The sequence below is a fragment of the Aeromonas sp. R7-1 genome, assembly GCF_040908115.1.
Taxonomy (GTDB): domain Bacteria; phylum Pseudomonadota; class Gammaproteobacteria; order Enterobacterales; family Aeromonadaceae; genus Aeromonas; species Aeromonas caviae.
Window position 1 is genome coordinate 57,818 of the sequence record NZ_JBFODD010000057.1, and the last position, 13,164, is coordinate 70,981.

13 protein-coding genes are annotated in these 13,164 nt (G+C 62.3%); all 13 read left to right on the plus strand.

Translation table 11 applies throughout. The annotated features are described in order from the left end of the window. The first annotated feature begins 19 nt into the window (after positions 1–19). Positions 20–1,240, plus strand: a complete 1,221-nt coding sequence (locus tag AB5Y51_RS16945; RefSeq protein ID WP_048208884.1) for a type II secretion system F family protein — start codon at positions 20–22, stop codon at positions 1,238–1,240. A 100-nt stretch (positions 1,241–1,340) separates the two neighbouring features. Beyond that, complete coding sequence (locus AB5Y51_RS16950; RefSeq protein ID WP_323901720.1) at positions 1,341–1,802, plus strand: hypothetical protein; 462 nt, start codon at positions 1,341–1,343, stop codon at positions 1,800–1,802. A gap of 77 nt (positions 1,803–1,879) precedes the next feature. Beyond that, on the plus strand, positions 1,880–2,539 hold the full coding sequence (locus tag AB5Y51_RS16955) for a type II secretion system protein (RefSeq protein ID WP_041201421.1): 660 nt from the start codon (positions 1,880–1,882) through the stop codon (positions 2,537–2,539). A 19-nt stretch (positions 2,540–2,558) separates the two neighbouring features. Continuing rightward, positions 2,559–3,002 carry a prepilin-type N-terminal cleavage/methylation domain-containing protein gene (locus tag AB5Y51_RS16960; protein ID WP_069652315.1) on the plus strand — a complete coding sequence of 148 codons (444 nt, stop codon included), beginning with the start codon at positions 2,559–2,561 and terminating at the stop codon, positions 3,000–3,002. A 62-nt stretch (positions 3,003–3,064) separates the two neighbouring features. Continuing rightward, the gene (locus tag AB5Y51_RS16965) at positions 3,065–3,544 is read left to right on the plus strand and encodes a prepilin-type N-terminal cleavage/methylation domain-containing protein (protein WP_128271409.1); all 480 of its coding nucleotides are present in this window, start codon (positions 3,065–3,067) and stop codon (positions 3,542–3,544) included. Further along, positions 3,531–4,106, plus strand: coding sequence for a prepilin-type N-terminal cleavage/methylation domain-containing protein (locus AB5Y51_RS16970; RefSeq protein ID WP_368178767.1), 576 nt, complete (start codon positions 3,531–3,533; stop codon positions 4,104–4,106). The genes AB5Y51_RS16965 and AB5Y51_RS16970 overlap by 14 nt, the downstream gene beginning before the upstream one ends. Continuing rightward, on the plus strand, positions 4,106–4,963 hold the full coding sequence (locus tag AB5Y51_RS16975; RefSeq protein ID WP_368178768.1) for a PilW family protein: 858 nt from the start codon (positions 4,106–4,108) through the stop codon (positions 4,961–4,963). Before AB5Y51_RS16970 ends, AB5Y51_RS16975 begins: the two co-directional genes overlap by 1 nt. Beyond that, complete coding sequence (locus AB5Y51_RS16980; RefSeq protein WP_039040430.1) at positions 4,953–5,420, plus strand: MSHA biogenesis protein MshP; 468 nt, start codon at positions 4,953–4,955, stop codon at positions 5,418–5,420. The genes AB5Y51_RS16975 and AB5Y51_RS16980 overlap by 11 nt, the downstream gene beginning before the upstream one ends. A gap of 25 nt (positions 5,421–5,445) precedes the next feature. Further along, positions 5,446–9,804 (plus strand): DUF6701 domain-containing protein, encoded by a 4,359-nt coding sequence (locus AB5Y51_RS16985; protein ID WP_368178769.1) that lies wholly within the window; start codon positions 5,446–5,448, stop codon positions 9,802–9,804. Positions 9,805–10,020: 216 nt separating this feature from the next. Continuing rightward, positions 10,021–11,061, plus strand: coding sequence for a rod shape-determining protein (locus AB5Y51_RS16990; RefSeq protein WP_005308111.1), 1,041 nt, complete (start codon positions 10,021–10,023; stop codon positions 11,059–11,061). A 41-nt stretch (positions 11,062–11,102) separates the two neighbouring features. Then, the gene (gene mreC, locus AB5Y51_RS16995) at positions 11,103–12,011 is read left to right on the plus strand and encodes a rod shape-determining protein MreC (RefSeq protein WP_029313545.1); all 909 of its coding nucleotides are present in this window, start codon (positions 11,103–11,105) and stop codon (positions 12,009–12,011) included. Further along, positions 12,011–12,496: a rod shape-determining protein MreD gene (gene mreD, locus AB5Y51_RS17000; RefSeq protein WP_010672635.1), complete on the plus strand. Its 486-nt coding sequence runs from the start codon at positions 12,011–12,013 to the stop codon at positions 12,494–12,496. The genes mreC and mreD overlap by 1 nt, the downstream gene beginning before the upstream one ends. 52 nt (positions 12,497–12,548) lie before the next feature. Further along, positions 12,549–13,136, plus strand: a complete 588-nt coding sequence (locus AB5Y51_RS17005; RefSeq protein ID WP_010672636.1) for a nucleoside triphosphate pyrophosphatase — start codon at positions 12,549–12,551, stop codon at positions 13,134–13,136. Positions 13,137–13,164 lie beyond the last annotated feature (28 nt).

Below are 13,164 nucleotides of genomic sequence, written 5' to 3' on the forward strand. Positions count from 1 at the left end.
CACTCTGCCGGGGTCGCCCATGAATCGTTTTGCCTACAAGGGGCGTGACAGCCAGGGCCAGGCCGTCAGCGGCGTGGTGGAAGCGGTGAGCGAGCTGGCCGCCGCCGAGCAGCTGATGCGCCGCGGAGTGATGCCCACCGAGCTGAAGGCCGGCAAGGCCAGGTCTGCCAGCATCGACTGGTCGCTGCTGCTGGAAGGGAGCGTCAAGCTGGAGGAGCTGGTGGTCTTCAGCCGCCAGATGTATGCCCTGACCCGGGCAGGCATCCCTATCCTGCGCGCCATCGCGGGGCTGGAGGAGAGCGCCCACAGCAAGCCCCTCAAGCGGGCGCTTCACGCCCTGGGGGAGGATCTGGCCAACGGCCGGCCGCTGTCGAGCGCGATGCAGTCGCACCCGAAGGTGTTCAGCAGCCTTTTCGTGGCCATCATCCACGTGGGGGAGAACACGGGTCAGCTGGAGGAGGCCTTCCTGCAGCTCGCCAACTATTTCGATCTGGAGCTGGAGACCCGCAAGCGGATCAAGACCGCCATGCGCTACCCCACCTTCGTGCTGATTGCCATCGCCGTCGCCATGGTGATCCTCAACATCATGGTGATCCCCGTCTTTGCCGGGATGTTTGCCAAGTTCGGGGTGGAGCTGCCGCTGGCGACCCGGATCCTGCTGGCCACCTCCCACTTCTTCGTTCACTACTGGTGGTTGCTGCTCGCCATCCTGGTGGGCGCCGTCGTCGGCTGGCGACGCTGGGTCGCCACCACCAAAGGCAGGTTGGCCTGGCACAGATGGCAGCTGCGGCTGCCCATCGTCGGCTCCATCATAGAGCGCTCCCTGCTTGCCCGTTTTGCCCGCAGCTTCTCCATGATGCTCAAGGCCGGCGTGCCGCTCAACACGGCGCTGACCCTGGTGGCCGATGCGGTGGACAACGCCTGGATGGCGGGGCAGATCCGCGACATGCGGGGCGGCATCGAGCGGGGGGAGAGCCTGCTGCGCACCGCCGGGGCCAGCGGCCTCTTCACCCCTCTGGTGATGCAGATGATCGCGGTGGGGGAGGAGACCGGTCAGGTGGACGAGCTGCTGCACGAAGCGGCCGAATACTACGAGCGGGAGGTGGATTACGACCTCAAGAGCCTCACCGCCCGCATCGAACCCATCCTGATCGGCATAGTGGCCGTCATGGTGCTGGTGCTGGCGCTCGGCATCTTTACGCCCATGTGGGACATGATGCGGGCCGTGCGTGGTCAATAGACGGTATCTTCACTCCTCCTGGTGGGGGACATGATGAGAGCGGTGCGGGGGCAGTGATGAGCTGGGCTATTTTCACTGCCAAACAGGATGCGGGAGAGGTATGAGCAGACAGTCCGAGCAGGATGAGCGCTGGCTGGGAGGCTACAGGCGGTTGATCGCCTGCATCCTGCTGTTGGTCATCCTTGCCACCCTGGCCCTGAGCTATCGCAGCCACAGGGAAGAGGCGCTGGCCATCAGCGCCAGCCTGCTCGGTGAGCAGTTCGCACAGCGGGCCCAGCGCCTGCACGGACGCTGGCTCGACGAGCGGCGCCCCGCCGTGCTGTATGCAGAGGGGCGGGCCTGGCAGTTTGATGGACGGGGCTGGCCGCTGGCGGTGTTGCCGCTACAGTCACCGTCCGAGAACTGCCGCGGGCTCTGGTCGGCCTTGCTCGGCCAGGAGGCGCTGTCGATGCCCACCCTGCAGGTGCTGGCTAGCCCGGATGGGGAGGGATGCGAATTTGGTTGGGAGGCTAACTGGTTGATCTATCGCTTCGCCGACGGCAGTTTGCTGAACAAATCTTGAACAGTATCGTTCTAGCGTCTCGGCGACATGATTTTTTTCTATCTGCATGAAATAATGCGGAACATTACGGAGGCAGCATGGCAACAAAGAGAGTGATACCCGGCCAGGGGCCCGGTCAGATGGCCGGTTTTTCCCTGATTGAGCTGGTGATCGTCATCGTGATCCTGGGGATCCTGGCCGTCACCGCCTTGCCCCGTTTTCTCGATGTGACCGACGAGGCGAAGAAGGCGAGCGTGGAAGGGGTGTCCGGCGGTTTCGCCACCGGGGTGTCCCTGGTGCGGGCCCAGTGGGAGGCCGAGGGGCGTGCCAGGCAGGATGGACTCAACACCGTGCTCTATGACGGCTCGCGTTTCTATCTGACCACGCCGACCGACAGCCAGGTCAGCAATGGCGAGCTCTCTCCCGGGTATCCCATGGACACGGCAGCAAGCGGCACGCCCGATGTGGATCCGGCCAGCCTGACGGCGGCCCGCTGCCTCAATATTTGGGAGGGGTTGTTGCAGAATCCTCCCAAGGCTACTGCCCGTTTTGACGAGGTGCGCGGTAGCGGCAATGACCTGAAGTTCTATGCCACGGTGAGCAACAATGGACTGGATTCGGTCTGCCGTTACTATCTGGTCAACAGCCTGAGCAAGGGAAGTGATGGACGTTATCAGGACCCGCAAGGGAGCACGGATGCGTTTATGAGTTTCAGTTATCGCCCGGCCTCCGGCCAGGTGACCACCAATATCAATTGATAAACCGAGGAAAGACGTAATGAAAAAGCAATCGGGCTTTACCCTGATCGAACTGGTCATCGTGATCATCATCCTGGGCATTCTGGCGGTCACCGCCGCACCCAAGTTCCTGAATCTGCAGGATGATGCGCGTCTGGCCGCCGCCAATGGCGTGAAGGCCTCCCTGCAAAGCTCTTCACAGCTGGTCTACAGCAAGGCTGCTATTCAGGGTATTGAAAGCTCCTCAGGTGCTGTCTCTGTAGCTGGCCAAACTATCGACACACGTTTTGGTTACCCTGTAAATGCTGATGCTGCTAAAACAGTCGCACTGGATGGTTGGAGTGAAGTGTCTGGTACTCCGGGGACCTTCAAACCGAGTAACGAACCAAACAGCAAGTGCGAAGTGAAGTATGACAATGAAGGTGCGATCGTGAATTCTGGCGATGTGCCTAGCATTACTGTAAATGATGAGTGCGGAAAATAACGTATTCATTGTTAGAGAACGCGAGGCTCTGAGCCTCGCTTCTTTTTTCTACTGAGGTTGCGATGACAATAAGTCGTGGTTTCACCCTGATAGAACTGGTGATAGTGATCCTGTTACTCGGGATTCTGGCCGCCTTTGCCGTGCCTAAATGGCTGGGCAAAGGCGGCTTTGAAACCCATACCCTGCGTGACGAGCTGGTGGCCCGGCTGCGGCTGGTGCAGACCATGAACATGCAGGAAGGGGACGCGCGCTGCACCCAACTGGTGGTGGAGCCGAGCCGGTTCGGTCATCTGACCCTGCTTGGCAGCTGTACCCCCAAGCCCATCTCCGGCTGGAGTGCGGACGAGCAGAGCCGGGGGCGAGTCATCACCGCCTCCGGCGGCCTCTCCCTGCCTCAAGGGAGCTTTTCTTTCGACAAGCGCAGCGGCCGTCCGCTTTCACCCTCAACCTGCGTCAATGGCTGCAATCTGGCGGTGAGCAGCGGGCAGGAGAGCGCCCGGCTGCGCATCGAGCCGGAAGGTTATATCCATGCCCTCCCTTAAGGCCCGGTGCGGCTTCACCCTGATCGAGTTCGTGGTCGGTATTGTGCTGCTGGCCATCGCCCTGACCGGCGTCCTGGGGCTTCTCATCAATCAGGCACCCCAGGCGGTGGATCCGGTGCAGCAGGTACGGGCCGCCCAGCTGGCCCAGCGGATCTTAAGCGAGGTACTGCAAAAATCCTTCGATGAGCACTCGGATCACAATGGCGGCCGTTTTCGCTGCGGTGAGACCGCCGGCACGCCTCCCGTGGTCTATCCCCCCTGCACCTCGGTCGCCGACTACGGCCCGGAGGGGGGCGAGACCCGCCCCTATGCCTTCAACGACGTGGACGATTTCGACACCGGGGGTCACTGGGTGGACGCCAACCAGTTTACCCAGACGGATGCCGAGGGTGTCAGTGACCAGGAGTATCGCCACTATCAGATCAGGATCGCCGTCACCCCGGATACCCTGTTTGGTAGCAGTGGGCTGGGGGGCGAGTCCATCGGCAAGCGCATCACCCTGACCGTGCGCCTGCCGGACGGGAGCGAGCTGGTCTTCGGCCTCTATCGGGGGAACTACTGATGGACAAGCCACATTCCCGTGAGGCCGCGTGGGAATACCCATGTGCCAGACTCTCCCGTGACCGCGTCCGACCCGGGCGTGAGGGGGGCTTCACCCTGGTGGAGCTGGTGATGGTGATCCTGCTGCTCGGGGTGATGGCGACATTTTCCAGCCAGTTTATCGGCATCGGTACCCAGATCTACGGAGATGCCAGCCGCCGTGAGCAACTGATGAGCGATGCCCGTTTCGCCCTGGAGCGGCTCAATCGCGAGGTGCGTGACGCCGTCCCCGGTTCGGTGCGGGTCGAGGACGAAGGGGGCGGTGCCCAGGAGCAGGGGGCCTGTCTGCGGTTCTGGCCCATCGCCACCGCTGGCCGCTACCTGGAGACGGCGAGCAGCACCGTGCTTCGCATCGTCGAGCCAGTCACCATGCCGGCAAAGGAAGATACGGCCATCATCTATCCGCTGCCTGACACGACCTCTGGCAGTACCATCACGCTGGACAAGGGGTGTGTGCAGGGGCGTTGCACTGCCAGAGTGACCGAGGTAGGAACTCCCGTCTCCGGGGCCGTGCCGCTGACCCTGGCTGGTGCGCTCGCCAAGGACTCGCCGGGCCAGCGCATCTATTTTGCGAACCAGCAGGTGCTCTATTGCGTGAGAGGGGGCAACCTCTGGCGCATGGCCAAGTCCCTCGACGACACCCTGAGCAGCAGCGAGACCACCCGGTTGATGGGGGAGCATATTCGTCCCGCCGCCTATTACTTCTATCGGGAACCCGCCGCCTTCAACCAGAGCGAGGTGGGGCTGCGGCTGGAGTTCGAGCAGCGCGACGAGCGCGTCGTCTTCCATCACAAGCTGGAGACCCTCAATGTGCCCTGACACTCCCACCATGGTGAGGTCCCAGCGGGGCAGCGCCATCCTGATCGCCCTCTTTGTCATCGTCATCATGGCCCTGCTGGCGGCGGCCATGGGGCGTTTCCTGGTGGACAGCAGCGAGAAGCACACGGTGGAGGTGCGCGGCGTGCGTGCCCTGATGGCGGCCCAGAGCGGGCTCGAAGTTGCACTGTACCGGCTCTATCCCAATGGGGAGTGGCAGGGGCAGGCCAGCCGGTGCGTCCCCATAGCGCTCGACTTCACCGAGCCCGGGCTTGCCGGGTGTCAGGCCAGCATCACCTGCAACAGGGTGACGGTGAGTGCGGCCGGAGGGACCCAAACTGGATACCGATTCAGCAGCGAAGGGCGCTGTGGCCAGCCCGATGCCGGCAGCGGCCCGAACCCCGATTTTGCCGTCAGCCGCACCCTGGTGGCGGAAGCCTTTGATGGAGCGACGCCATGAGCCCCCTGCCAAGGAGCCAGACCCCATGAAGTCCAGCCAGCCTCTTCGCGGCGCCCTGTTGTGGATCTTGCTGGGATCCACCTCGGTGCAGGCCGCCAGCCAGTGTACAGAAGCCTTCCTTTTCCCGGTGCAGAGCCACGCCTCCCCCGGCGTGCTGAGCATGAACAATGAAAGCAAGATCATCAGCACCACAGTGGGGGCCAGTTACCCCTTCCTGACCCAAAAAATCCAGCCCAACGCCAACTGCAACAACGGTGGCTTCTGGAACAACGGCACCTGGGTCTCCAATTGCAACGTCAGCGGCACCCTTGCCAGTGTGCTCAAGGATGTGACCTTCATCAGCGACCCCGACGCATTTCCGGCCAACCCGGGGGGCTTCCCCTCCTACAGCGGGAAAAATGATCTCGCTTGCGACGGGGCCATCTCTCCTGCTGCCGGTGACTACAAGAACGCCTCGTGGGGGGGCAACAGCTGCGTGGCGACCCTGAAATCGGGCCAGACCTATCGCTTCGATACCTTGTCTATCAGCGAAGGGGCGATGATCAACCTCAACGGTGCGACCGTCTATGCCCAGAAGATGACCATCAAGAATGGTTACAACAGTGGCGTCACCGGGTCGGGAGACCTTCATGTGAACGATCTGACGGTGACTGGTCAGGGCAAGCTCAATGACGCCAGGGTCACCGTCTACAGCACCCTTGAGGTCTCGGGCAATGGCAATACCGGGACCGCCGTCTTCCAGCCGCACTACCTGGACAAGGTCACCATGGAGGTCTCTACCAGTGGCCAGAGCGTGCTCATGGGGGCAGGGGACTGGTTCATCAAAAGCCTGGGGATGAAGAGCAACAGTGCCATGACCTTCCAGGGACAGAGCTCCCTCGCCGTCTATGGGCTAAAGATGGAAAACGAGAGCCGGATCTCCGCTGCAGGGAGTCGCAGCGATCTGACGCTTCTGCTTCACCAGACCCTGGAGGTGAGCGGCAACGGCACCATCAACGGGTATCTGCAGGCCCGCTACCTCAAGACGTTCAAACACCAGAGCACCTCCAACATCAATTTCTACTTTCGTGGCGGCAACCACTGGATAGACAAGATGGAGCTCGGCCAGAACGACAAGCTGATCTTTGACAGCGGCAGTGCCGCGAGGTTGTACATCAAGAGCGATCTGGCCCTGAGCGACCAGATGGAGGTCAATGCGGGGGGCAAGGCCAACGACCTGATGATGTATCACTTCGGCAAGGTCACCATGAGCGGCAACACCAAACTCAACGCCATTCTCTATGTGAACGCCGGGGATCTGGCCATGAGTGGCCAGGCCGTGCTGACCGGTGCCGTGTCGGCGGTGAACGTCTCCATGACCAACAACAGCCAAGTGATCCACGAGCCCTTCAACGGCGACTGGCCAGGCATGTGTGAAGACCCACTGACCTGTTTCAGCGACGACTTCTCCGCCAGCACCCTTGGCAGCGACTGGGTGGTGGCTCAACGCAATGGCAGTACCTTGCCCTCTTTGCAAAACGGTCGCCTGCGGCTGACCCAGAATACGACCAACCAGGCCACCTCTGCGACCTTCCAGCGCCTCTTCCCGGGGGCCAGCAATCTGGTGACTATCGAGTTTGATCAGTATGCCTACAAGACCTCCGGCTCGAGCGGGGCGGACGGCATGGCGGTGGTGCTCTCCGATGCGACGATCACGCCCCAGCCCGGCGCCTTCGGTGGCCCGCTGGGTTATGGCTTCAAGACCGGGATCAGCGGTTTTGCCGGCGGCTGGATGGGGGTCGGTATCGACGAATACGGCAACTATGCCAACGAGGGGGGCTCCTATAATCCCGGGTCTCGTCCTCAGGCCGTTTCCATTCGTGGCTCCGGTGCCAGCTCGGGGACCTCGGGCTATCGGTATCTGGCGGGAACGGCGAGCAACCTGAGCCCGGCAGTGGACAGCGGAACCAATGGCAACCGCCCCCATCGTTACCGCATCACCATTGACTCGCGCACTGCCGGCAGTTCACTTGCGTCGGTTGAGCGGAACACGGGCTCGGGTTACACCATGCTGGTGGGGCCCATCAATATGGTGAACCAGACGGGGCAGGCGGCGGTGCCCGCCAACTTCCTGCTGTCGCTCACCGGCTCCACCGGTTCTGTGACGAACTACCATGAGCTCGACAACGTCCGGATCTGCGCCCTCAAATCCAATCCGGTGGGCACCCAGATCGATCACTTCGAGTTCGATCACTCCGGTCAGGCCCTGACCTGCAACCCGGAGACCCTCGTCATACGGGCCTGCGCCAACGCCAGTTGCAGCCAACTGTTCACGGACCCGGTGAGCGCCATCCTGACCCCCCTCAAGAATGGCAGCAACGGCTGGATAGCCGACAGCCAGGTGAGCTACAACGGCAACACGGCCACCGTGAATTTCAGCGGCGGCACGACCACCTTGCAGCTACGCAACAATCTGGCGACGGCCATCACAGTGGGGGTGAGCGGCTCGACGCCGTCCACCAAACCCCTGAGCACCACCCTGTGCCGCGCCGGCAGTGGTGCCCTGAGCGCCGCCGCCTGTACCTTGAGCTTTGCCGACAGCGGCTTCCTGTTCAATGTGCCGGATACCCTGGCCAACAGGCCCCAAGATGTAGTGATCAGTGCCGTCAAAAAGGACAATGCGACCCAGCAGTGTGTCCCCGGTTTTACCGGTGAGCGTTCGGTCGGCTTCTGGGGAACGTATGTCACCCCGAATGACAATTCTGCCGGGAGTCAGATGGCGATAGATGGCAAGACGATTTCGACTTATGCCGCCAATGTAGTCTCGCCAGCGGCGACAACCCTCAATTTGACCTTCGATGGTCAAGGCAAGGCGACGTTGAAGAGTGTTCGCTATCCGGATGCAGGCCAGATGCGGCTTAATGCCCGCCACGATGGCAGCGGGGATACCGCAGGGCTGGTGATGACGGGGTCGGATCTGTTCGTCAGCCGCCCGGTGGGGCTCTGCATCACGCCCACCCAGGGGGCCTGCGCGGCAGGTGATATCACCTGCCCTGTGTTCAAGAGGACGGGAGACAGCTTCTCGCTCAATATCCAGGCCATGGCGTGGCAGAGCGACAGCGATGGGGATATCTGCACCGGCAATGGCACCACCCCCAACTTCGTGTTGTCCGACATCGCCCTGACCAGCGAGCTGGTGGCCCCTCAGGGGGGCGTGGCCGCTCAGGTCACTCCGACCAGGTACAGCCACGTTGCAGCCAGTGCCAGCCTCAATACACCCGCCCTCAGCCTCAACGAGGTCGGGGTCTTCAGGATCAAGGCGACGCCACCGGCGGCTACGTCGCCAGAGGGAAGCACAGTATCAACGGGCTATTTCGGTTACACCATCCCTCCCGCCACCAGCGTGCCGCTGGGGCGCTTCGTACCCTGGGACTTCAACATGACGAGCGGCACCGTCACCCCGGCCTGCGGTGGTTTCAGCTATATGAGCCAGCCATTCGGGGTACAGACGGTGGTGGAGGCGCGCAACAAGGAAGGGAGTGTCACGAGGAACTACCGTGATGCCTTTGCCAGGGGGGCCCTCACCCTGGTGGCCGCCAACAATCAGGATGGGGTGGACAGATCCAATCGGCTGGCGCCGCTGGCCGCCAGCTGGACCGAAGGAACAGGCAAGCAGTCAGGTCAAACCCGCTTTATGCGGCTGCGCGAACTGACCCCTAGCCTGACCGCACCGGAAGAGCCCTTGCCGCTCCTGCGACTAGGGCTCAGAGTAACGGACGGTGAGACTCCTGAGACCAGCTTCCTCAGCGGACGGAACATGAATCCGTCCGTCAGCGGCACTTGCCAGAGCGGGGTGAACTGCACCGCCAAACAGCTCTCCATTCCGAAGGGATCGGACGATACCATGATCGCCTACTACGGCCGGCTGCTCGCCAGCACCCGTCAGGGGGTCGATAGCGCCCCGCTGGCGCTGCCCCTGCAGGTGCAATATTTCGAAGGGGGCCTGTGGCGAGCCAATTCGCAAGATAGGCGAGCCAATTCGCAAGATATCTGTACCCAGATCTCCCTGGCGGGAGGTGGTATCGTCTTTACCGATGCGGAGCAACGCTATGACTCCGCGACGGGGGATCTGATCCTCAAAGACGGTACCCGCATTCGCCTTGGTCTCGGCAATGTGGCTCCGGGCGGTACTCAGGTCGGTTTCGACGCAGGCGAGACCCGGTTCCACTTCGCGCCACCCAATCAGGCGGTGCGCATTCCCTATCGGATCGTGCTGGAGCAACAGCCATCCCAACCCGTCTGGTTGGCGGATCCGGCCACGGCGGATCACCTGCTGGGAGAGGCCATTTTTGGCCGGGATCGGGGTAATGACAGAATTATTTATCGCCGCGAAGTGATGCCCTGACACCCGGGCTGACACGGGGAGATAGACGCATTGCTGTACAGTGGCGTCTTATCTCCTTGTTTCGTAGTGTTTGTCGGCCTGAGCGGGTGAGTGATGACTCGCATTTTTGTCGCGCCTGATTGATTGGCGACAGTTTGAGCGCTTGCCCATTGGGGTGGGCATTGGTAAAGTTAGCCGGTTTTCTGCACCTCCAAATTCTTAGGATTTCCCGTAGCCATGTTCAAAAAGCTCAGAGGCGTCTTTTCCAACGATCTGTCGATCGACTTGGGAACTGCCAACACCCTGATCTATGTAAAAGATCAAGGGATCGTCCTTAACGAACCCTCAGTTGTCGCCATTCGCCAAGAGCGCGGGAACGCCAAATCGGTCGCTGCTGTCGGTCATGCCGCCAAGCAGATGCTGGGTCGTACCCCTGGTAACATCTCTGCCATTCGCCCGATGAAAGACGGCGTGATCGCCGATTTCTACGTGACCGAGAAGATGCTGCAGCACTTCATCAAACAGGTTCACGACAACAACTATTTCCGCCCCAGCCCGCGCGTGCTGGTGTGCGTACCCTGCGGCTCCACCCAGGTGGAACGTCGCGCCATCAAGGAATCCGCTCTGGGCGCCGGCGCCCGCGAGGTTTACCTGATCGATGAACCCATGGCTGCCGCCATCGGTGCCGGCCTGCCGGTCTCCGAAGCGACCGGTTCCATGGTGGTGGACATCGGTGGCGGTACCACCGAAGTGGCCATCATCTCCCTGAACGGCGTGGTCTATTCCCAGTCCGTCCGTATCGGTGGCGACAAGTTCGACGAAGCCATCATCAGCTACGTCCGTCGCAACTACGGCAGCCTGATCGGGGAAGCCACCGCCGAGCGCATCAAGCACGAGATCGGCTCCGCCTATCCGGGCGAAGAGGTGCGCGAGATCGAAGTGCGCGGTCGCAACCTGGCCGAGGGTGTGCCCCGCAGCTTCACCCTGAACTCCAACGAGATCCTGGAAGCGCTGCAAGAGCCACTCTCCGGCATCGTCTCCGCCGTCATGGTGGCCCTGGAGCAATCCCCGCCCGAGCTGGCGTCCGACATCTCCGAGCGCGGCATGGTGCTGACCGGTGGTGGTGCCCTGCTCAAAGACATCGACCGTCTGCTGATGGAAGAGACCGGCATCCCGGTCGTCGTGGCTGAAGATCCCCTCACCTGTGTCGCCCGTGGCGGTGGCAAGGCGCTGGAGCTGATCGATATGCACGGTGGCGATCTGTTCCACTACGAATAAGACCCAAAGCCGGCCGAGCGCCGGCTCTTTTTTGACGACTCATGAAACCCATCTTCGGTAGAGGCCCTTCGCTTCAGTTACGGTTGTTTCTCGCCGTCATCATCTCCGTCGCTGCCATCGTCGCGGATTCCCGCTTCGGTGTGTTCAGCCATGTCCGCGTTTATCTGAGCTCCCTGGTGAGCCCGCTGCAATACATCGCCAACGCCCCCGGCACCCTGCTCGACACCATGTCGACCCAGGTGCAGACCCGCGCCGATCTCATCGAGCAGACCAAGCAGCAGGAGCAGCAACTGTTCACCCTGCGCTCGCGCCTGCTCAAGATGGATCAGCTGGAGCACGAGAACCAGCGTCTGCGCGAGCTGCTGGGGTCGCCGGTACACAAGGAGTCCCGCAAGATGGTGGCCGAGCTGCTGTCGGTGGATTCCGACCCCTTCAGCCATCAGGTGCTGATCAACAAGGGGGCGCTGGATGGCGTCTACAACGGCCAGCCGGTGATCAACGATCAGGGGGTGGTCGGTCAGGTGCTCCACGTGGGCTCCACCACCAGTCGCGTCCTGCTCATCACCGACTCCAGCCACGGCATCCCGGTGCGGGTGCTGCGCAACGACTTGCGCGCCATCGCCTCCGGCAGCGGCGAGCTGGACAAGCTGGAGCTGCGCAACCTGCCCCGCAACACCGACGTCCAGGTCGGCGATCTGCTGGTCACCTCGGGCCTGGGTGGCCGCTTCCCGGAAGGTTATCCGGTGGCGACCGTGACCCGCTCCGACTACGTGGAGGGCAAGCCCTTCGCCCAGATCGAGGCCAAGCCGCTGGTGGCGCTGGATCGTCTGCGCTACCTGCTGCTGCTGTGGACCGACAAGAAACCGGAAGTACACGACAAGGATGCCCTTGAGCCTGCGGCGAGCGCCTCGGCGGCCACGGCAACCTCGGCGGCGGGGGCGACGCGCTGATGCTGCAACCCGCCAGCGGCAGGATCTGGATCTGGTGTTCGATCCTGCTGGCCCTGTGCCTTTCCATCCTGCCGCTTCCCTTTCAATTCGAACCCTTCCGTCCGGACTGGCTCGCCATGGTGCTCATCTACTGGGCGCTGGCGCTGCCGCACCGGACCAACGTCGGCACCGCCTGGGTGGCGGGCCTGCTGCTGGACGTGCTGCTCGGCAGCACCCTCGGCGTGCGGGCCATGGCCATGGCCATCACCACCTACCTGGCGGCCTTCCAGTTCCAGAAGATCCGCAACTTCTCCCTCTGGCAGCAGGCGCTGATCATCGGTCTGCTCTCCCTGGTGGGGAAGATCACCGTGTTCTGGGCGGAGCATCTGTTCAGCCGGGCCAGCCTCAACTTCGCCTACTTTTGGTCGACGTTGACGACGATGTTAATATGGCCCTGGATTTTTATGGTCTTGCGCAAGGTGCGGCGTCGCTTCAATATCAAGTGAATGTGAATAAAAACAACGCATTGTAACTGCGCATCGTCTCATTGAGTGAAGTATGAACAAGCACAACGAACTGCAACTCTATCTCGCCTCGGGTTCCCCCCGCCGGCACGAGCTTCTGACCCGCCTGGGCTACCGTTTCGAGGTCCTCAAGCTGGATGTGCCGGAGCTGCGCAACGACGGTGAGAAGCCCCAGGATTACGTCTGCCGGCTGGCCCGCGACAAGGCGATGGCCGGTGTGGCCGCGGCGCCCACGGCGCTGCCGGTGCTGGGGGCCGACACCATAGTGGTGCTGGGGGAGCGGGTGCTGGAGAAACCCTCCGACCTGCTGGACGCCAAGGACATGCTGGAAGCCCTCTCCGGGCGGGTACACCAGGTGATGACGGCGGTGGCCCTGGCCACCCCGGAGCGGTGCGATGTGCGGCTGGTCACCACCAACGTGGCGTTTCGCAAGCTGGACGAGGCCGAGATCGAAGCCTACTGGCGCACCGGCGAGCCGTGCGACAAGGCGGGCGCCTATGCTATCCAGGGCATTGCCGGCAAATTCGTCAGTCGCCTCGAGGGGAGCTACAGTGCCGTGGTCGGCCTGCCCCTGCTGGAGACGGACCTGTTGATCAAGCAGCACCTCGAGCAGACCCGGTAATCCTCTCGTCAGCAGTGCGCTGCTGAGT